Raw genomic sequence first — 20,237 nt, forward strand, 5'->3', positions numbered from 1 at the left:
ATGCTGACCGCCCCGCTGCCGATGCTGGCGCGCAACGTCACCCATTTCATGCGGCTGCTGCGCGACGCGGGCTTCGGGCTCTCGCCGGCCCATGCCGTCGATGCGCTGACCGCGCTGCACCACGTCGATATCGGCCAGCGCGACGAAGTCCGCGCCGCGCTGGCCGCGCTGGTGTTGTCCGGGCCCGACCAGCGCCCGCTGTTCGACGCCGCGTTCGACCTGTTCTGGCGCGACCCCGACTGGGAGGGCAAGCTGCGCGCGATGCTGCTGCCGCGTGTCGATGCTGGCGCGCCGCCGCCGAAACGCAGCAACCGGCTGGCCGATGCACTGGCCGCGCGCCAGCCCGCGCCGCCGACACCTGCGGAACCGCCGCGCGAGGAGCGCTTCACCGCGCCGCTGACGTTCTCGGATCAGGAGCGCCTGGCGAGCCGCGATTTCGAAACCCTGACCGCCGACGAGTGGCGCGCGCTGCAGCATCTGGTGCGCACCCGCCGCGCGCATCTGGCGCTGCAGCGCACGCGCCGCCTGAAGCCGTCCGCTACCGGTACCCATGCCGACCTGCGCGCCAGCGCCCGGCTGGCGGTACGCCAGCACGGCGAGTGGCTGCGCTGGAAGTTCCGCCGCCACGCCCGCCGCAAACCGCCCGTGGTGCTGCTGCTCGATATCTCGGGCTCGATGAGCCAGTACTCGCGCGCCGTGCTGTACTTCTGCCACGCGCTGATGCAGGGCCGCGAGCGCATGCACGTCTTCCTGTTCGGCACGCGCCTGACCAACGTGACCCGCGCGCTGCGCGAGCGCGATCCCGACGAAGCGGTCACGCTGATCACCGAACAGGTGCGCGACTGGGCCGGCGGCACGCGCATCGGTGCCGCGCTGGCCACGTTCAACCGCCAATGGGCCCGCCGCACGCTCTCCGGGCGCGCCACGGTGCTGTTCGTCAGCGACGGCATCGACCTCGAACAGATCGACCTGCTGGCCGACGAGATGGCGCGCCTGCGCCGCTTCGCGCACCGCATCGTCTGGCTCAATCCGCTGCTGCGCTACGCCGGCTTCACGCCGCAGGCGCGCGGCATCCAGGCCATCCTGCCCCATGTGGATGCCCTGCATCCCGCGCACAACCTCGACAGCCTGTTCGCGCTCGAGGCGCTGCTGGCCGACACCCCGGCCGCCGCCGTTCCACCCATGAACCAACGCCAAGGACGCCCCCATGGAAATGACCCAGACCCAGCGCCTGCCCGTGCCGCAGCAGGTAGCGTGGGAAGCGCTGAACGACGTGGCGCTGCTCAAGCAATGTATCCCCGGATGTGAGAGCATCGAGCCCGACGGCGAGAACGCGTACCAGTTGGCGCTGACTGCCGCGGTGGGCCCGGTCAAGGCGCGCTTCAAGGGGCGCATGGCCCTGCTCGATATCGCGGCGCCCGACAGCTACACGATCCAGTTCGACGGCCAGGGCGGCGCGGCGGGCTTCGGCAAGGGCTCGGCAAAGGTCACGCTGGCGCCCGAAGGCGACGAGACGCTGTTGACCTACGCCGTGCAGGCGCAGGTCGGCGGCAAGATCGCGCAGATCGGCTCGCGGCTGGTGGATGCCGCCGCGCGCAAGATGGCGGACGCGTTCTTCGCACGATTCACCGAGGCCGTGAGCGGCCCGGACGGCAATGACGAAACCCAGGGCAACGAGTCCGCCGGCGATGCGGATGGCGATGCCGGTGGCGATGAAGACAGGAAGCGGAAACGATCATGGACAGCGTGGATCTCGAAGTCCTGAAGAGCAGTGTCAGGTGGCAGCAGGAAGGCCACGGCGTACTGCTGGTGACGGTGGTGCGCACGTGGGGCTCGTCGCCCCGGCCCGAAGGCGCGATGCTGGCGGTGCGTGACGATGGCCTGGTGGCGGGCTCGGTGTCGGGCGGCTGCATCGAGGACGACATCATCTACCGCGTGCACCGGGAAGGCATCCGGGCAACCGTGCCCGAGGCGATGAAGTACGGCATCAGCGCCGAGGAGGCGCATCGCTTTGGCCTGCCCTGCGGCGGGACCATCGAACTGGTGGCCGAGCCGCTGGCCGCGCACAGCGGCATCGACGCGCTGCTGCGTGCCGTCGAAGGCGGCCGGCTGGTGGCCCGCACGCTGGACATGGCCACCGGCCGCGCCACGCTCGGGCACGCCGAGGCGGCCGACGGGCTGTCGTTCGACGGTGCGACGCTGCAGACCATCCACGGCCCGCGCTACCGCATGCTGGTGATCGGCGCCGGGCAGTTGTCGAAGTACCTGTGCCAGATTGCCGTGGGGCTCGGCTTCCAGGTCACGGTCTGCGATCCGCGCGAGGAGTACACCGAGACCTGGGACATTCCCGGCGTGACGATGGTGCGGACGATGCCCGACGACACCGTCGAGGCCATGAAGCTCGACGAGCGCTGCGCCGTGATCGCGCTGACCCACGACCCCAAGCTCGATGACCTGGCGCTGATGGAGGCGCTGCGCACGCCGGCGTTCTATGTCGGCGCGCTCGGTTCGCGCCGCAACAACCAGGCGCGCCGCGAACGCCTCAGGGAGTTTGACCTGACCGACCAGCAACTGGCGCGGCTGCATGGCCCCGTGGGCATCTATATCGGCAGCCGCACGCCGCCCGAGATCGCCATTTCGGTGCTGGCCGAGGTCATCGCGGCCAAGAACCATGTCTCGCTGCCGGACATCCTCCAGGTGGAGGGCGCCAAGGCCGCGCGCGAGATCGCGGCCGGCGAGTCCGAGTGTCCGATCCTTCCCCAAGGCCAGACCATCACCGCCGCCCAGCCATGACGAAGCCCGCCCGCGCCCCGCTCACGCAGACCGACCTGCCCACCGGCATCCTGCTGGCTGCCGGCTTCGGCCGTCGCTTCGATCCCGCCGGCCTGCGCAACAAGCTCATGGAGAAGATGCCAGATGGCCGCACCGTGGCGTGGCGCAGCGCCCGCACGCTGGCGGCGGGCCTGCCGCACTCGATCGCCGTGGTACGGCCCGGCCATCCCGAACTGTCGGAGGAACTGCGGCGCGGCGGCTGCAAGGTGGTGGAAGCCGCCGAAGCGGAGGCTGGCATGGGCGCGGCACTGCGTGCCGGCGTGGCCGCGAGTCCCGATGCACGGGGTTGGGTCGTGGCGCTCGCGGACATGCCGTGGCTGTCGATGGAACTGGTGCGTGCGGTGGCACTGACAATCACCGCGCGCAACACGATTGCCGCGCCGTGGCGGGACGGCAGGCGCGGACATCCGGTGGGATTTGGCGCCGCGTGGCGCGATGAACTGTTGAAGCTCGATGGCGACGAAGGCGCGCGCGAGTTGCTGAAGACGCAGCCCGTGACGCGGATTCTGACAGAGGACGATGGGCCGTTCCGGGATGTGGATTTGCCGGGAGATCTGGTTTAGGTCGGGTTCATGCGTGATGGGCTGTTGACGCGCCAGCCGTTCAACAGCCAACCACATCGAACGCATCAACCCCCATCCAGCTCCATCAGCGTGCGCAGATACTCGCTGCTCCACCAGTGCACGTCCTGCTGGCGAATGCGTTCCAGCAGCTTCTGGTGCCGCGTGCGCCGTTCGGCCAGCGGCATGTGCAGCGCCTGCTGCACGGCCTGCGCCGTGGCGCGCGTGTCGTACGGGTTGACCAGCAGTGATTCCTTGAGCTGCTCCGCCGCCCCGGCGAACCGTGACAGCACGAGCACGCCGGGATCGTCCGGATCCTGCGCGGCGATGTACTCCTTTGCCACCAGGTTCATGCCATCGCGCAGCGGCGTGACCAGCGCCACGCTGCTGGCGCGGCACAGGCCCGGCAGCCGCTTGCGCGACGTGGAGCGGTGGATGTAGCGCACTGGCATCCAGTCCAGCTCACCATACTCGCTGTTGATCGCGCCGGTGATGCCCTCCATCTCGCGCCGCAGGTCGGCGTAGGCATCCACCGATTCGCGCGACGGCGCGGCGATCTGGATCAGCGTGGCGCTGGAGCGGTTCTCCGGATACTCGGCCAGCAGCGTCTGGAACGCCTTGAGCCGCTGCGGCAGCCCCTTCGAATAGTCGAGCCGGTCGATGCCGAGCAGCAGCCGGCGCCGCGCGTACTGGCCGCGCATCATCTCGTAGGTCTCGCGCGCCTCGTCCTGCTGGCCAAGGCCGATGAACTCGTCCACGTCGATGCCGATCGGGAACGCCTGCGCGCGCACCGTGCGGTGGAACGCGCGGAAGCGGTACTCGCCCATCGGCTCCGCCCCGGCCTCGCCCTGCACGTAGCGCGAGAAGTGGTCGAGGTCGGCCTGGCTCTGGAAGCCGAGCAGGTCGTACGCAAACAGCGCGCGCATCAGCCATTCGTGCTGCGGGATGGCCGCCAGGATCAGCGGCGGCGGCAGCGGGATATGCAGGAAGAAACCAATCTTCTGCGTGCAGCCGATGGCGCGCAGTTCCGCCGCGAGCGGGATCAGGTGGTAATCGTGGATCCAGATCACGTCATCCGGCTTCAGCAGCGGCGCCAGCTTGCGCGCGAACAGCTGGTTCACGCGCCGGTAGGCGTTCAGGTTGCCGCCGGCGTCGAAATCCGCCAGGTCCACGCGGTAGTGGAACACGGGCCAGAGCACGCCGTTGCTGTAGCCAAGGTAATACTGGTCATAGTCGTCGCGGCTCAAATCCACCGTGGCCAGCGTCACGTTGCCGGCCTGGGTCTGGTGCAGCTCGCCCTCGCCCGGCGTGCCGCCGTGCGCGGCATCCACCACCTTGCCGCTCCAGCCGAACCAGAGGCCGCCCGTCTTGTTCAACGCCTCGGAGAGCGCCACGGCAAGGCCGCCCGCCGCATGGTTGCGGGGGTCCGCCACCCGGTTCGATACTGCTACTAGTCTGCCCATATATCGCTTCTTGTTGTGGCCAATCCTTTCCTCAGATCACGGTGTCCCAGGGTGCCGACAGCCGCATGGCACCGTTGATCAGCCCGACCATCGAGTAGGTCTGCGGGAAATTGCCCCACATCTCACCGGTGACCGGGTGGGTGTCTTCCGACAGCAGCCCCAGCGGGTTGCGCGCGGCGAGCATCGACTCGAAGATCTCGCGCGCTTCCTCGCGGCGGCCGATGCGTGCCAGCGCGTCGATGCGCCAGAACGTGCAGATGTTGAACGCGGTCTCGGGCTTGCCGAAATCGTCGGGCGCCTCGTAGCGCCGCATGTAGGGGCCGTCGCACAGGGTCTCTTCGAGCGCCTTGACCGTGGAGACGAAACGCGGGTCCTTCGGGTCGATGAAGTTGACCTCGGCCATCAGCAGCACGCTGGCATCCAGTTCCTTGCCGCCGAAGCTCTCGGCAAACGCCTGGCGCTGCTCGTTCCAAGACTCCTCCAGGATGCGCCGCTTCATGCGGTGCGCATGGTCGTGCCAGTAGGCGGCGCGCGCCGGCTGTTCGAGCTTCTCGGCGATCTTGGCCAGGCGATCGCACGCCACCCAGCTCATCAGCGCCGATGACGTATGGATGCGCGCCCGGGTGCGCAGCTCCCACATGCCCGCGTCGGGCGTGCCGAACACGCGCACGGCCTGCTCGCCCACGTCTTCCAGCTTGGCGAACTCGGCCGGGCCGCCGCGATGCAGCAGCCTGTGGTCATGGAACGCCTGCGCGGCGGCCAGCACCACGTTGCCGTACACATCGTGCTGGAAGTGCTCCTGCGCCTGGTTGCCCACGCGCACCGGCCCCATGCCGCGATAGCCGCCCAGATGGTCGAGCATGCTTTCCGGCAGCTCGCGCTCCAGGCCGATGCCGTACAGCGGCTGGATGTGGCCGTCCTGCGACTGCATCACCACGTTCGAGAGCCAGCGCAGGTAGTCTTCCATCGTGCCGACTTCGGACAGGCTGTTCAGCGCGCGCACCACGAAGAACGCGTCGCGCAGCCAGCAGTAGCGATAGTCCCAGTTGCGCTGGCTGCCCGGCGCCTCGGGGATGCTCGTGGTCATGGCCGCCACGATGGCGCCGGTTTCCTCGTACAGCGACAGCTTCAGCGTGATGGCCGCGCGGATCACCGCCTCCTGCCACTCGCGCGGCACGGCCAGGCGGCGGCTCCAGAGCTTCCAGTACGACGTGGTTTCCTGCTCGAAATCGCGGGCGATCTCCTCCACCCCGGCCGACAGCGTCTCGTCCGGGCCCAGGATGAAGTTGTAGCCGCGCGTGACCAGGAATGGCGTGTGCGACAGCACGTAGGCCAGCGGCGCGTCGGTGGTCAGGCGCAGCGTCTGGTCCTCGCCCACGTAGCGCGCGTGGCTGCTGCCGCGCGTGATCTTCGGCTCGGCGCGCCCCCAGTTGAAGCGCGGCGCCAGCGTAACGCGCACGCGCGGGGCGCCCCGCACCGGCTTGATCCGGCGCACCAGCGTCAGCGGCCGGAAGTAGCGGCCCAGCCGGAAGAAGCGCGGGCAGAAATCGGTGATCTCCAGGATGCTGCCGTGGCTGTCGATCAGGTGCGTGCGCAGGATGGCCGTGTTCGGCTCGTACCACTGGGTGGCTTCCTGGAAGTCCTCGATCTCGATATTGAAGTGGCCGGCGTTGTCGCTGGGGTCGAGCAGCGCGTTGAAGACCGGGTCGCCGTCGAAGCGCGGCATGCAGCACCAGACGATGCGGCCCCGGCCGTCCACCAGCGCCGAGAAGCCGCAGTTGCCGATCATGCCGAGCGACAGCGACGGATTGGCGTGGCGGCTGGCGGCGTTGGAATCGGTGTTGACGGCGGGCGCTTCGCGCGCGATGGATGGCGGCACCTGGGCAGAGGTGGCGAGGTCACTCACAGCGGGTCCTCCCTGCGTGGCTGTTGGGGGTTGGCGGTGTCGTCCCGCTGCGCCATCAGATGGGTCAGCGCATGGGCCGATTGATGGAGCCAGTCGCGCAGCACGTGCGGGGCCGGCACGCTGAGGGTGGCGGCCGTGGCACGGTTGCCTACCAGCACGCCCACGCCGCCGAGCTCGCGCACGACCGAGAAGCCGGCCTCGTCGGTCACGTCGTCGCCGGCAAACACCGGCAGGCGGCCCGCGAACGGCGCCGAGCGCATGAACGCGGCGATCGCGTCGCCCTTGTCCACGCCGGCCGGCTTGATCTCGATGACCATCTTGCCGGGCAGCGCATCCAGCCCGATGGCATCGCGCAGCGCGTCGGCCACGGCAGCCCGCACCAGCGGCTCCAGCTCCGGCGCCTGGCGGTAGTGGATGGCCACGGCCACCGACTTGCGTTCCAGCATCAGGCCCGGATGGCGGGCCACCAGCGCTTCGAGCCGGGGCAGCAGCGGGCCGATGCCGGGCGCCGGCGGCGTGACGATGCGCTCGGCGCCGTTGCGGAATTCCGCGCCGTGCACGCCGGCGGACGGCAGCCGCAAAGGCTGGAGGAAATGGTCGAGTTCGGCCACGGGCCGTCCCGAGACGATGGCCAGCGCGCCGTCCAGGCAGGTGTGCAACGCCCGCAGCGTGCCCACCAGGCCCGACTCGACCTGCACCAGCTCGGGGCTCGGGGCCAGGTCGGCCAGCGTGCCGTCGAAGTCCAGGAACAGCGCGGCATGGGGTTCGATAAGAGGTAGGGGGTGCATCGCGTAAAACCGTAACACGTCGTTTTGACAGGCGTCCACCGGGCGCTGTCCTACAGCAGTGGCTTTCCCGGCACCCGGCGGCAGGCGGAGCGGTGGCCGGGGCCCGCCTGGGCGCCATCCATTATCATTGGCGGTTTCCGCCGATTTTTCCGGCTTTTTTTGCCACCGCCCCGTGGCAACCGCAGACCCATGACCCGCACCCCCGCCAAGCCCGACTACCTGAAGAAGATCCTGACCGCCAAGGTGTACGACGTGGCCCAGGAGACCGAGCTGACCTACGCCGCCGCCCTCTCGGCGCGCACGAACAACGCGGTCTGGTTCAAGCGCGAGGACACCCAGCCGGTGTTCTCGTTCAAGCTGCGCGGCGCGTACAACAAGATGGCGTCGCTGACGCAGGAAGAGCTCAAGCGCGGCGTGATCGCCGCCTCGGCCGGCAACCACGCCCAGGGCGTGGCGCTCTCAGCCGCCCGGCTGCAGTGCAAGGCCATCATCTGCATGCCCACCACCACGCCGCAGGTCAAGATCGACGCCGTGCGCGAGCGGGGCGGCGAGTGGGTCAGGATCGTGCTGCACGGCGACTCCTACAGCGACGCCTACCTGCACGCCGCCGAACTGGAGGCCAGGCAGAAGCTGACCTTCATCCACCCGTTCGACGACCCCGAGGTCATCGCCGGCCAGGGCACCATCGCCATGGAGATCCTGCGCCAGCATCCGGGCCCGATCCACGCGATCTTCGTGGCCATCGGCGGCGGCGGGCTGATTTCGGGCATCGCCTCCTACGTCAAGGCCGTGCGCCCCGACATCAAGGTGATTGGCGTGCAGACGCTGGACTCCGACGCCATGAAGCGCTCGGTGGACGCCGGCAAGCGCGTGGAACTGAAGGACGTGGGCCTGTTCTCGGACGGCACCGCCGTCAAGCTGGTGGGCAAGGAAACCTTCCGCATCACGCGCGAACAGGTCGACGAGATCATCCTGGTCGATACCGACGCGATCTGCGCCGGCCTCAAGGACGTGTTCCAGGACACGCGCAGCATCCTGGAGCCGGCCGGCGCCATGGCCGTGGCTGGCCTGAAGGCGTACGCCGAGCGCGAGAAGCTCAAGAACCAGCACCTGGTGGCGATTGCCTGCGGCGCCAACATGAACTTCGACCGCCTGCGCTTCGTGGCCGAGCGCGCCGAGGTGGGCGAGGCCCGCGAGGCCGTGTTCGCCGTGACCATCCCCGAGGAACGCGGCAGCTTCAAGCGGTTCTGCGAGCAGGTCGGCACGCGCAGCGTGACCGAATTCAACTACCGGATCGCCGACAAGGGCGTGGCGCACATCTTCGTGGGCCTGCAGATCGCCTCGCGCAGCGAGAACGACAAGATCGCCGCCAGCTTCCGCCGCCACGGCTTCGACACGCTGGACCTGTCCAACGACGAACTGGCCAAGCAGCACATCCGCTACATGGTGGGCGGCCACTCGCCGCTGGCGCACGACGAACTGCTGTACCGCTTCGAGTTCCCCGAGCGCCCCGGCGCGCTGATGCGCTTCCTGTCGAGCATGAGCCCGAACTGGAACATCAGCCTGTTCCACTACCGCAACCAGGGCGCCGATACCTCGAACATCCTCGTCGGCATCCAGGTGCCGAAGAACGAGAAGCGCGAGTTCCGCACCTTCCTTTCGACGCTCGGTTACGTACACTGGGATGAAACCGACAACCCCGTCTACAAGCTGTTCCTGGCCTGAACCCGAATCCGATCATGACGCTTCCTGAGCACTCGCCGCTGGGCAAGCCCTCGGCCTACAAGACCGAGTACGACCCGTCGCTGCTGTTCCCGATCCCGCGCCAGCCCAAGCGCACCGAGATCGGGCTGGCCGAGGGCAAGCCGCTGCCGTTCTTCGGCGTGGACCTGTGGAACGCCTACGAGCTGTCGTGGCTGAACCTCAAGGGCAAGCCGCAGGTGGCGCTGGCCGCCTTCGTGATCCCGGCGGACACCCCGAACATCATCGAGTCGAAATCGTTCAAGCTGTACCTGAACTCGTTCAACCAGAGCCGCATTGCCTCGCCCGAGGCCGTGCAGCAACTGCTGCACCACGACCTGTCCGAGGCCACGGGCGGCACCGTGCAGGTGCGGCTGGTGACCGAATCCGACCTGGCCGGGCAGAAGATGGGCGAGCTCGACGGCCTGCTGCTGGACCGCCTGGACATCGAAACCGACATCTACGAGCCGGACCCGACGCTGCTGAAGGCCGACCAGGACGAGTCGCCGGTGGAGGAGACGCTGGTCTCGCACCTGCTGAAGTCGAACTGCCTGGTCACGGGCCAGCCCGACTGGGGCAGCGTGCAGATCCGCTACGTGGGCGCCCCGATCGACCAGGAAGGGCTGTTGAAGTACCTGATCTCGTTCCGCAACCACAACGAGTTCCACGAGCAATGCGTCGAGCGGATCTTCACGGACGTGCTGCGCATGTGCAAGCCGGTCAAGCTGGCGGTGTACGCCCGCTACACCCGGCGTGGCGGGCTCGACATCAACCCGTTCCGCACGAACTACAACACGCCTTGGCCGGATAACCGGCGGAACGCGCGGCAGTAAGCGAATGTGAGACGTTTGAGCAAGAAACCACATGTTTTCTTGCTCAAACGTCTCACCCGTTCAAAACTCCGCGTGCGCCCGCACCCCGATGAACTTTGCCGGACCCCGGTCGCGGTTGTAGCCCGGGTTCCGGATGTACTGGAAGTCCGGGCTCAGGCTCAGCGTCTTCCAGACCGCGAAGCTGTAGTAGACCTCGAACACCTGCTCGGGCCCGTAGCGTAGCGCGCCATCGCCGAGGAAGGCGCCGAGCCCACCCGCGGCCAGATAGCTGCGGTGGGCCGGGCCGAGCATGTTCACCGCCACCGCCAGCCCCAGTTCGTCGTTCGGACGCCCCCAGGCACGGCCCTTGACCGTACCGCCGCCGGCCACCTGCCGGCCGATCTCGGTGAAGGCGTAGGTCTCGGTCTTGTCGTCCGACCAGTTGGCGCGCAGGAACACCCCGGCGTCGTTGCTGACCTCCTGCACGAACGCCAGCCCCACCCCCATCTTGGCGTGCTCGCGGCGCACATCGGCCAGGTCTGGCGTGACGCCGTTGGCCTGCCCGAACGCAATGGCGTCGTTGTAGGCGCCCATCTTCGCCTTGTTGCGCCAGAGCAGCAGCCGCGCCTGGCCGGGGCGGCCCGCCAGCGCGTAGCGCTTTTCCAGCTCCAGCATCTGGCCGTAGTGCTCGAACAGCCGGGTATCGAGTTCGCGCCCGTTCGATTCCAGCGGCTGCAGGAAGTGGCCGAAACGGGCCGACCAGCCATCGCCGATGTATTCCAGCGCCGCCCCCCAGTTGTAGCCGCGCGAATCGGCCGGATAGTCCCACGACCCATGCGTCATGAACGACCAGTTCATGAACTGCGTGCGCGGGTCGGAGCCGTACGGGTTCTGGTCGAACACGTCGATCACGCCGAAGTTGCCGGCCGTCAGCACCACGCGCTGCTTGTCCACGGTGCGCGCGAACTGGTTGAAATCCGATTCCAGCGTTTCCTCGCCGCCGCCCATGCCCCAGTACTGCCGCACGAACGCCCGGGCCCGGTAGAACTTGGGGCTCGTGCTGGCCGTCTTGGCCAGTTCGCCGTTCGACAGGCCGCCCAGGCCGTGCAGGTCTGAAAACGGCACGCCCTGCGCCACCTCGGGGTTGAAGTGGAACTCCGCGCCGCGCCAGAGCCGCAGCCCCAGGTCCAGCGTGCTGGTGAACGAATAGCTTTTGGCGCGCTCGGGCGTGAGGCTGTTCTCGCCCGAGTAGGCCGCGCCGAACGACGGCTTGCGCTGCCACGCCCAGGTGGCCTGGCCGTGGATGGCAAACGGGTTCTCGGTATCGGGCCCGGCCGGGGTGGCTTGCGCCACCGCGGCGGCCGGCAGGACCAGGCCGGCGGCGGCCAGCAGCGGGGCAAGGCGGCGCAGCCGCTTCGATGGAGCCGGAAAGCAGGAACGCAGCATAGGAAAAAAGGGAAGGATCGGCGGCGCGGGACGCGCTCCGGGGCGTTGGCGCGAAGCATAGCCAAGCCCACATGACATGTCCACCGGCCTTGTTGCAGCGCAGCATCGACAGCCCCACCCTCAATTTGTAACCGGCCTTGATTTAATTAATTCAAAAATTAATATTGGTTCTGCCCATACCCACCGCTTGTGCCATGCCCAACCAGCCGCCGTCCGATCCCAAGCGCCGCCCCGGCCGCCCCTCCGCCCGCACCGACGATCCGGGCCAGCGGGACCGGCTGGTCGAAGCCGCCGTGATGCTGTTCGCGCGGCATGGCGTGGCCGCCACCTCGACCAAGGCCATTGCCGCCGAGGCCGGCGTGACACCGGCCCTGGTGCACTACTACTTCCGTGACCGTGAAATGCTGCTCGACGCCGTATTCGACGAACGCCTGCAGCCGCTGATCGACCACGTCTTCGGCGCGATCCAGTCTGAATCGCTCGACCCCGTGGTGCGCCTGCAGACGCTGGCCGGGCAACTGATCCGTACCGCTGCCGCCACGCCCTGGTTCCCGGGCCTGTGGATCCGGGAAATCGTCGGCACCGACGGCCAGTTGCGCGAACGGCTGCTGCAGCGCGTGGCCGTGCAGCGCGCGCAGTTCATCGCCGGGCCGCTGGCCGCCGCGCATGCCGGCGGCCAGCTCAATGCCGACCTCGAACCCGCGCTGATCATGGTCTCGCTGATCGGCCTGACGCTGCTGCCGCTGGCCACCACCCACATCTGGCGGCACCTGCCCGGTGCGGCCGATATCGACACCGAGACGCTGGTCCGCCACGTCACCGCCCTGCTTGGCCACGGCCTGTCCGTGCCGCCCGCCGCTCAACCGTGAAATCCGGAGACTCCATGTCCTACCCCCATCGCACCTGGCCGCTGCCGCTGCTGGCCACCCTGCTGCTGGCCGCCTGCAGCAACGACCGGCCCGCCACGTGGCAGGGCTATGTCGAAGGCGAATTCGTCGCCGTGGCGTCGCCGTTCGCCGGCCGGCTCGACAAGCTCTCGGTCGAGCGCGGCCAGCAGGTTGCCGCCGGCGCCCCGCTGTTCGCGCTCGAATCCGACGACGAGCGTGCCGCGCGCCAGCAGGCCGCCGAACAGGTGCGCGTGGCCGAGGCCCAGCTGGCCGACATCCAGACCGGCAAGCGCCCCGTGGAAGTGGCCGTGAACCAGGCGCAGCTGAGCCAGGCCCGGGCCCAGGCGGTGCGCAGCGCGGCCCAGAGCAAGCGCGACGAGGCCCAGTTCGGGATCGGCGGCATTTCGCGCGCCCAGCTCGACGAGAGCCGTGCCACCGCCGAGGCCGATGCCGCGCGCGTGCGCGAGCTGCAGCGCGATATCGACGTGGCGCGCCTGCCCGGCCGCAAGGACCAGCTTGCCGCGCAGACCGCCCAGATCGAAGCCGCCCGCGCCGCGCTGGCGCAGGCCGAGTGGAAGCTGTCGCGCAAGGCCGTCAGCGCCACGGCGGCCGGCCTCGTCTACGACGTGCCGTTCCGCGCCGGCGAATGGGTACCCGCCGGCAGTGCCGTGGTGCGCATGCTGCCGCCCGGCAACGTCAAGGTGCGCTTCTACGTACCCGAGGCCGTGGTCGGATCGCTGAAGGCCGGCCAGGCCATCACGGTCCGCTGCGACGGCTGCGCCGCGCCGGTGCCGGCGACCATCACCTATGTCTCGAACGAGGCCGAGTTCACGCCGCCGGTGATCTACAGCAACGAGACGCGCAACAAGCTCGTGTTCCTGATCGAGGCGCGCCCCAGCGCCGACAACGCGCCGAAGCTGCGCCCCGGCCAGCCCGTCGAGGTGGCGCAATCATGAGTGCGGAACTCGTCATCGACGTACACGGCCTGAACAAGCACTTCGGCGCCAAGCACGTGGTCAACGACCTGACCATGCAGGTGGCGCGCGGCGAGATCTTCGGCTTCCTCGGCCCCAACGGCAGCGGCAAGACCACCTCGATCCGCATGATGTGCGGCCTGCTGACGCCGGACTCCGGCTCGGGCACCTGCCTCGGCTACGACATCCTGACCGAGGCCGCCGAGATCAAGCGCAACGTCGGCTACATGACCCAGCGGTTCTCGTACTGGGAAGACCTGTCGATCCGCGAGAACCTCGACTTCGTGGCCCGCGTCTACGAGATGCCGGACCGCAAGGCCGTGGTGGACCGCGCGCTGGAAGACCTCGGGCTGCAATCGCGCGCCGAGCAGCTGGCCGGCTCGCTGTCCGGCGGCTGGAAGCAGCGCCTGGCGCTGGCCGCCTGCCTGCTGCACGAGCCGCGCCTGCTGCTGCTCGACGAACCCACGGCCGGCGTGGACCCCAAGGCGCGCCGCGACTTCTGGGAGCAACTCCACCAGCTTGCCGCACGCGGCATCTCGGTGCTGGTCAGCACGCACTACATGGACGAGGCCGAGCGCTGCCACAAGCTCGCCTACATCGCCTACGGCAAGCTGCTGGCGCAGGGCACGGCCGACGAAGTGGTGGCGGGCCAGCATCTGAGCACATGGAGCATCGAGGGCGGCAACCTGGCCGACCTGTCGGCGCGCCTGCAGGGCCAGCCCGGCGTGGACCAGACCGTGGCGTTCGGCACCGCGCTGCACGTGACCGGCCGCGACGCGGGCCAGCTCGAACAGACGCTGAAACGGCTCGCCGGGGCCGACCAGCGCCTGGCCGAGACGCAGACCAGCCTGGAGGACGTGTTCATCCACATGATGGGCGGCGCGCAGGACAACATGGCCGCCACGCCGCCGCAGGCCGCCGCACCAGGCAAGGGGGCCGCATGAACGCCACCTCCCGCCGCCAGGGCGCGCGCCACGGCTTCTCAGCGCAGCGCTGGTGGAGCATCGTGCTCAAGGAATTCCTGCAGCTACGGCGCGACCGGATCACGTTCGGCATGATCGTCGGGCTGCCGATCGTCCAGCTGCTGCTGTTCGGCTTCGCCATCAACAGCGACCCGCGCCACATGCCCACGGCCGTGATCGTGGCCGAGCACAGCGATTTCTCGCGCACGTTCATCGCCGCGCTGGAGAACACCACGTATTTCAAGGTGGTGCGCACCATGCCGGACGAGGCCGCCGGGCGCGAGGCGCTGGAACGCGGCGACGTGCAGTTCGTGGTCAGCATCCCGGCCGATTTCTCGCGCCGGCTGCTGCACGGCGACCGCCCGTCGATCCTCGTCGAGGCCGACGCCACCGATCCCTCCGCCACCGGGCCGGCCATCGGCGCGCTGGCGCAACTGCCTGCGAGCGTCGCGCGCATCGACCTGAAAGGCGCGCTGGCGCCGCTGGCGGGCGGCAAACCGGCCTTCGACGTCAATGTCCACCGGCTCTACAACCCCGAAGGCATCACCCAGTACAACATCGTGCCCGGCCTGATGGGCGTGATCCTGACCATGACGATGGTGATGATGACCGGCCTGGCGATGACGCGCGAACGCGAGCGCGGCACGATGGAGAACCTGCTGGCCACGCCCGTGCAGCCCATCGAGGTGATCTCGGGCAAGATCGTGCCGTACATCTTCATCGGCCTGATCCAGGCCACCATCATCGTGCTGGCCGCGCACTTCGTGTTCGCGGTGCCGTTCCTCGGCTCGGTGGTGGCCGTCTATATGGCGGCGCTGCTGTTCATCGCCGCCAACCTGACGGTGGGCATCACGCTGTCGTCGCTGGCCAGCAACCAGCTCCAGGCGGTGCAGCTGACGTTCTTCTACTTCCTGCCCAACATCCTGCTGTCCGGGTTCATGTTCCCGTTCGCGGGCATGCCGGCCTGGGCGCAGTGGATTGGCAACGTACTGCCGATGACGTATTTCAACCGCATGATCCGCAGCATCATGCTCAAGGGCAGCGGGTGGGTGGAACTGTGGCCCAACGTCTGGCCCGTGCTGCTGTTCACGGCCATCGTCATGACCATCGCGGTGCGCTTCTACAAGCGCACGCTCGACTGACCGGAGGGCATGCCATGCTCAACGCTTCGAAACTGGTGCCGCTGCTGGCGACTCTGCTGGCGGCGGGCTGCGCGGTCGGCCCCGACTTCCGCGCACCCGATGCCGTACCCGATGCCCGCTACACGGCGGGCCCGCAGCCTGCGCAACTGGCGGCTGCCGGCTACCCCGCCCAGTCGCTCGCGCCGGGCGACGTGCCGGCGCAATGGTGGACGCTGTTCCGCAATCCGCAGCTCGACGAAACCATCCGCCTGGCGCTCACGGCCAGCCCGACGCTGACCCAGGCCAGCGCACGGCTGCGCGAGGCGCAGGAGAACCTGGCCGCGCGCACCGGCGCCACGCAGTTCCCGCAGGTCGATGCGAAGTTCGACGCCACGCGGCAGCAGGTCAACCTGCAATCCGTCGGCATCACGCAACTGCCGAGCCCCGGGCCATTCACGCTCTACAACGCCAGCGTCCAGGTCTCCTACGCGCTCGACCTGTTCGGCGGGCAGCGCCGCGAACTGGAGGGGCTGCAGGCCGCCGTGGACTACCAGCGCTTCGAGCTTGAGGCAGCGCGGCTGTCGCTCGCGGCGAACGTGGCGACCACTGCCATCCGCGAGGCCGGGCTGCGCGCCCAACTGGCCGACACCACGGCCATCGCCGAGGCCCAGCGGCGGCAGCTCGGCATCCTGCGCCAGCGTTTCGACCTCGGCGGCGTGGCGCGCGTGGACGTGCAGCGCCAGCAAGCCGAACTCGCGCAGACCGAGGCGCTGATCCCCGGCCTCTCGCAACAGCTCGACGCCACGCGCCACCAGCTCGCCGTCTACACCGGCCAGACGCCCGCCAGCGCGCAGCTTCCCGAGTTCCGGCTCGACACCCTGCAACTGCCCGAGTCACTGCCGGTCAGCCTGCCCTCCGAGCTTGCACGCCGGCGCCCCGACATCCGCGCCGCCGAAGCACTGCTGCACCAGGCATCGGCAAACATCGGCGTGGCCACCGCCAACCTCTATCCGCAGATCACGCTGACCGCCAGCGGCGGCACGCAGGAGATGCGCATGCGCGACCTGTTCGGCAGCTTCAACATCTGGAGCCTGGCGGCCGGCGTGGTGCAGCCGGTGTTCCACGGCGGCGAACTGCGCGCCCAGAAACGCGCCAAGGAGGCGGCGTACGAGCAGTCGCTCGGCGCCTACCGGCAGGCCGTGCTGCAGGGCCTGCAGAACGTGGCCGACACCCTGCGCGCCCTCGACGCCGACGCCGCCACGCTCCAGGCCCGCGCCGTCAACGCGAAGCAGACCCGCGACACGCTTGCCATCGTCAGCGAGCAATACCGCCTCGGCGGCGTCAGCCAGTTCACCGTGATCGACGCCGAACGCCAGGCCCGCCAAGCCGCCCTCGACCTCGCCCAGGCCCGCACCGCAAGACTGGCAGACTCGGCGGCGCTGATGCAGGCGCTGGGCGGCGGCTGGTGGCAGGAGGAGGTGGCGGCGCGGTGATTTGAGACAAATCTGAAAGCGCTCCGCGCATATTGACGGACCACCGGTGAACGGCCAATATCGGTCCTGTAGCGACGCGGCGGTTTAAACTGCTTCGACGGCCCAGGGCCCCTGCGACAAATGGCGTCGTAATCGTAAGCGTACTTTGAGTGCGTCAGACCTGGGTACCGCATCCCTTTCGGTAGCCTCCCTTTGGGGAGGCTATTTTCATATGGCCATCACGATCTATCTCGACGAGTGCGGCTGCCTCGGCTGGCAGCTCGACAAACCCTATCAGCAGGGTGGCTCCAGCCGGCACTTCACGCTGGCCGCCGTTGTCATTGCGGATGGCGATGAAGCCAATCTCAGCCGCCCTGTACGCGGTCTGTACAAGAAGCGCGGCCGGGCCTTGTCAAACGAACTCAAGGCCGTACAGATGTCGGCCACCGAGCGCTGCCGATTCGCCAGCGATATCGCCAAAGCTGCCTCGGCCGGTCACACTATCCAGCTCCGGGCAATCACGGCCCGCAAGACCAACGTTTCCGACGCGTTCCGCGCGCACCCCAATGGCCTGTATCACTACATGACACGGATGCTTCTGCTTGATGTCATGGCCGACCATAGATCGGTGTCGTTCATTCCCGACGCCCGCTCGATGAAGGACCAACTAAAGCATTTCATGCATGATTACCTCCGGCTGGAGCTAGCTGTGCGAGACGCTGCCACGTCGCTCCAGACAACGCCGTGGGAGAGCAATATATGCCTGCCGCTACAGTTCACGGACATCATTGCGAGCATCGTCTGGGCACATCACGAGTTCAACAATAGCATTCCGTTCCGGCATATCGAGCACGTTATCTCCCAGCGCACGCTCTTCTTTCAGCACAAGAATCGCCATTCCGCATCGGACACCAGCATGCCCGGCTGAATGGCGCGCCAATCCTCACTCAATCAAACCACCCCCGCATCCCCTCCGCCGTCACCGCCGCGTACCCCAAGCCCTCCAGCGGGCGGCGGACCGCTGCCAGCAGTGCCGCGTTGTCCGGGGCCATCGCTCCATCGGGCAGGGCCATGTTGTTCTCGAAGCCGATCCGGGCGTGTCCGCCAAGTAGTACGGCCGCTGCGGCGCAGTCGGCTTCCTGCTTGCCGAAGGCGCACACGGCCCATTCGATGCCGGCGCTGGCGAGCCCCGTTTCCTGCCAGGCGGCCAGGAACGGCAGCAGGTCGGCGGGCGCAGACTTCTGGCCGGCCGAATAGCGGCCCAGCACGAACAGCACCCAGTGGCGCCCCTCGGGGATCACGCCGCTGGCGCGCAGCGCGGCGTAGCGGTGCACGTCGTTGGCGTCGTAGAGGATGTACTGCGCTACCACGTGCTCGCGGTGCATCCAGTGGAAGAACGCTTCGGCGGCCGGCAGCGCGGCGGCGTCGGGCGCCAGCTCGCGCACGGCGACCGACGCTGCCTCCGGGCGCAGCGCGCGGATGGTGGCGATCTGCTGGGCGGGCTGGTAGATGCCCACGGCTTCGGTGGTCAGCTGGAGTACCAGCGCGTTGCCCACCGCCTGGCGCACGGCGGCAATGGCCGGCTCGTAGTCGGCAACTTCGAGGCTGTGCGTGGCGTCGGGCCGGCGCACGTGCAGGTGGATCATTGCGGCGCCGGCGTCCACGCACTCGCGGGCGCAGCGGGCCAGTTCGGCCGGCGAAACCGGCAGCCGGGCATGGTCGGCGTGAGTCTTGCGCGCGCCGTTCGGCGCCACCGCCAGCGCAAAGGGGCGGCGAATCGTGTCGTTCGTCATGGTGATCTTGTCCTCAGGCCGGCAGCACCGCGTGCACGGCCTGCGCGAATCGGTCGACGATATTGTCGATGTCGGCTGCCGTGCAGATGAACGGCGGCGCAAACAGCACGTGGTCGCCCCGCACGCCGTCGACCGTGCCGCCCATCGGATAGACCAGCAGCCCGTGATCCATGCACGTGCGCTTGAGTGCTGCGTGCGTCCTGCGCGCCGGGTCGAGCGGCGCCTTGGTGGCACGGTCGGCGATGAACTCCACGCCGACGAACAGCCCGCGCCCGCGCACGTCGCCCAGATTGGGATGGTTGCCGAGCGCCTCGCGCAGCCGGCCGCGCAGTTGCTCGCCGCGCGCCAGTACGTTTTCGAGCAGCCGGTCCTCGGCAATCGTCCGCTGCACCGCCAGCGCCGCCGCGCAGGCCGTGGCGTGGCCGATATAGGTATGGCCGTGCTGGAAGAAGCCGCTGCCCGAGACGATCGTCTCGTAGATGCGCGCCGTCGACAGCATCGCGCCAATCGGCTGGTACCCCGCGCCGAGGCCCTTGGCGATGGTGACGATGTCGGGCACCACGCCGTCTTCCTCGCAGGCGAACAGGTAGCCGGTGCGGCCCATGCCGGACATCACCTCGTCCAGGATCAGCAGCACGCCGTACTTGTCGCAGACCGCACGGATGCGCTTGAGGTAGTCCGCCACCGGCGGCACCGCGCCGGCCGTGGCGCCCACCACCGTCTCGGCCACGAATCCGGCCACCGAATCCGGGCCGAGTTCGAGAATCTTCGCTTCGAGTTCGTCGGCCAGCCGCTGGACGTATTGCTGGTCGCTCTCCCCGGCGGCCTGGTCGCGGTAGGCGTAGCACGGCGCCACGTGGTGCGCGGGCACCAGCAACGGCAGGAACGGCTCGCGGCGCCAGGCGTTGCCGCCAATCGCAAGCGCGCCGAGCGTGTTGCCGTGGTAGCTCTGCCGGCGCGCGATGAAGTGGCGGCGCTGCGGCTGGCCGGCTTCCACGAAATACTGACGCGCGAGCTTCAGCGCGGCCTCCACGGCCTCGGAGCCGCCCGAGACGAAGTAGACATGGTTCAGGTCGCCGGGCGCGGCGTCGGCCAGCGTCCGCGCCAACGTCTCCGAGACTTCGGTCGTGAAAAACGAGGTATGGGCATAGGCCAGCGTATCCACCTGCGCCTTGATCGCCTCGATCACGCGCGGATGGCCGTGGCCCAGGCACGACACCGCCGCGCCGCCCGAGGCGTCGAGGTAGCGGCGACCCTCGCTGTCGAACAATTCGATACCCCGGCCGCCAACGGCAACGGGCAGTGCTTGCTTGGGATTACGGTGGAATACGTGCGTCATGGCGAGGAATGTGGGAATCGCCGGCGCGCTGCCGGCTGAGGCCAGTATAGGAACGGACGGGAATTAATGCAACAATCGTTTCATGTTTTGGGCTTAACGATACAAATGCACCAAAGATCAGGGGACCCGGCTCCTCCGACCT

Annotated in this window: 18 protein-coding genes; 12 read left to right on the top strand and 6 right to left on the bottom strand. The window is 68.5% G+C overall.

The window, feature by feature from the left end; genetic code table 11:
- From EV147_RS11030 to EV147_RS11045, 4 genes are read left to right on the top strand one after another with little or no spacing between them, the layout of a single operon-like run.
- Window positions 1-1,308, top strand: a complete 1,308-nt coding sequence (locus EV147_RS11030) for a vWA domain-containing protein (RefSeq protein ID WP_130391110.1) — start codon at window positions 1-3, stop codon at window positions 1,306-1,308.
- Window positions 1,208-1,765 carry a CoxG family protein gene (locus EV147_RS11035; protein ID WP_130391111.1) on the top strand — a complete coding sequence of 186 codons (558 nt, stop codon included), beginning with the start codon at window positions 1,208-1,210 and terminating at the stop codon, window positions 1,763-1,765. The genes EV147_RS11030 and EV147_RS11035 overlap by 101 nt, the downstream gene beginning before the upstream one ends.
- A complete protein-coding gene (locus EV147_RS11040; RefSeq protein WP_130391112.1) occupies window positions 1,738-2,793 on the top strand; it encodes an XdhC family protein in 1,056 nt (351 codons plus the stop codon). Before EV147_RS11035 ends, EV147_RS11040 begins: the two co-directional genes overlap by 28 nt.
- Window positions 2,790-3,395 (top strand): nucleotidyltransferase family protein, encoded by a 606-nt coding sequence (locus EV147_RS11045; RefSeq protein WP_130391113.1) that lies wholly within the window; start codon window positions 2,790-2,792, stop codon window positions 3,393-3,395. Before EV147_RS11040 ends, EV147_RS11045 begins: the two co-directional genes overlap by 4 nt.
- Window positions 3,396-3,460: 65 nt before the next feature.
- Here EV147_RS11045 and otsA read toward each other — a convergent pair whose 3' ends face one another.
- The 3 genes from otsA to otsB all read right to left on the bottom strand — a co-directional run bounded on the left by otsA (window position 3,461) and on the right by otsB (window position 7,549).
- The gene (gene otsA, locus EV147_RS11050; protein WP_130391114.1) at window positions 3,461-4,855 is read right to left on the bottom strand and encodes an alpha,alpha-trehalose-phosphate synthase (UDP-forming); all 1,395 of its coding nucleotides are present in this window, start codon (window positions 4,853-4,855) and stop codon (window positions 3,461-3,463) included.
- Between the two features lie 31 nt (window positions 4,856-4,886).
- Window positions 4,887-6,644: a glycoside hydrolase family 15 protein gene (locus EV147_RS11055; protein ID WP_130391263.1), complete on the bottom strand. Its 1,758-nt coding sequence runs from the start codon at window positions 6,642-6,644 to the stop codon at window positions 4,887-4,889.
- A gap of 113 nt (window positions 6,645-6,757) precedes the next feature.
- Complete coding sequence (gene otsB / locus EV147_RS11060) at window positions 6,758-7,549, bottom strand: trehalose-phosphatase (protein WP_130391115.1); 792 nt, start codon at window positions 7,547-7,549, stop codon at window positions 6,758-6,760.
- Window positions 7,550-7,738: 189 nt separating this feature from the next.
- On the opposite strand from otsB, the gene ilvA reads away from it, so the two are divergent.
- Together ilvA and queF are read left to right on the top strand one after the other, a co-directional pair.
- Window positions 7,739-9,274 (top strand): threonine ammonia-lyase, biosynthetic, encoded by a 1,536-nt coding sequence (ilvA, locus tag EV147_RS11065; RefSeq protein ID WP_130391116.1) that lies wholly within the window; start codon window positions 7,739-7,741, stop codon window positions 9,272-9,274.
- A gap of 14 nt (window positions 9,275-9,288) precedes the next feature.
- Window positions 9,289-10,122 (top strand): NADPH-dependent 7-cyano-7-deazaguanine reductase QueF, encoded by an 834-nt coding sequence (queF, locus tag EV147_RS11070; RefSeq protein ID WP_130391117.1) that lies wholly within the window; start codon window positions 9,289-9,291, stop codon window positions 10,120-10,122.
- Between the two features lie 60 nt (window positions 10,123-10,182).
- Here queF and EV147_RS11075 read toward each other — a convergent pair whose 3' ends face one another.
- Window positions 10,183-11,547, bottom strand: coding sequence for a carbohydrate porin (locus EV147_RS11075; protein ID WP_130391118.1), 1,365 nt, complete (start codon window positions 11,545-11,547; stop codon window positions 10,183-10,185).
- A gap of 194 nt (window positions 11,548-11,741) precedes the next feature.
- Between EV147_RS11075 and EV147_RS11080 the strand changes: the two genes are divergently transcribed.
- From EV147_RS11080 to EV147_RS11105, 6 genes are all read left to right on the top strand, one after another.
- Window positions 11,742-12,416: a TetR/AcrR family transcriptional regulator gene (locus EV147_RS11080; protein WP_130391119.1), complete on the top strand. Its 675-nt coding sequence runs from the start codon at window positions 11,742-11,744 to the stop codon at window positions 12,414-12,416.
- 14 nt (window positions 12,417-12,430) lie between these two features.
- The gene (locus tag EV147_RS11085) at window positions 12,431-13,390 is read left to right on the top strand and encodes an HlyD family secretion protein (protein WP_130391120.1); all 960 of its coding nucleotides are present in this window, start codon (window positions 12,431-12,433) and stop codon (window positions 13,388-13,390) included.
- Window positions 13,387-14,352, top strand: coding sequence for an ABC transporter ATP-binding protein (locus tag EV147_RS11090; protein WP_130391121.1), 966 nt, complete (start codon window positions 13,387-13,389; stop codon window positions 14,350-14,352). The genes EV147_RS11085 and EV147_RS11090 overlap by 4 nt, the downstream gene beginning before the upstream one ends.
- Window positions 14,349-15,512, top strand: coding sequence for an ABC transporter permease (locus tag EV147_RS11095; RefSeq protein ID WP_130391122.1), 1,164 nt, complete (start codon window positions 14,349-14,351; stop codon window positions 15,510-15,512). The genes EV147_RS11090 and EV147_RS11095 overlap by 4 nt, the downstream gene beginning before the upstream one ends.
- Before the next feature lie 14 nt (window positions 15,513-15,526).
- The gene (locus EV147_RS11100) at window positions 15,527-16,984 is read left to right on the top strand and encodes an efflux transporter outer membrane subunit (protein WP_130391123.1); all 1,458 of its coding nucleotides are present in this window, start codon (window positions 15,527-15,529) and stop codon (window positions 16,982-16,984) included.
- A 211-nt stretch (window positions 16,985-17,195) separates the two neighbouring features.
- Window positions 17,196-17,891, top strand: a complete 696-nt coding sequence (locus EV147_RS11105) for a DUF3800 domain-containing protein (RefSeq protein ID WP_130391124.1) — start codon at window positions 17,196-17,198, stop codon at window positions 17,889-17,891.
- A 19-nt stretch (window positions 17,892-17,910) separates the two neighbouring features.
- On the opposite strand, the gene EV147_RS11110 is transcribed toward EV147_RS11105, so the two are convergent.
- Together EV147_RS11110 and EV147_RS11115 are read right to left on the bottom strand one after the other, a co-directional pair.
- Window positions 17,911-18,756, bottom strand: a complete 846-nt coding sequence (locus EV147_RS11110) for a BKACE family enzyme (RefSeq protein ID WP_235844651.1) — start codon at window positions 18,754-18,756, stop codon at window positions 17,911-17,913.
- Between the two features lie 13 nt (window positions 18,757-18,769).
- Window positions 18,770-20,095, bottom strand: a complete 1,326-nt coding sequence (locus tag EV147_RS11115; protein WP_130391125.1) for an aspartate aminotransferase family protein — start codon at window positions 20,093-20,095, stop codon at window positions 18,770-18,772.
- Between the last annotated feature and the right edge of the window lie 142 nt (window positions 20,096-20,237).

It is taken from the genome of Cupriavidus agavae, assembly GCF_004217045.1.
GTDB lineage: Bacteria > Pseudomonadota > Gammaproteobacteria > Burkholderiales > Burkholderiaceae > Cupriavidus > Cupriavidus agavae.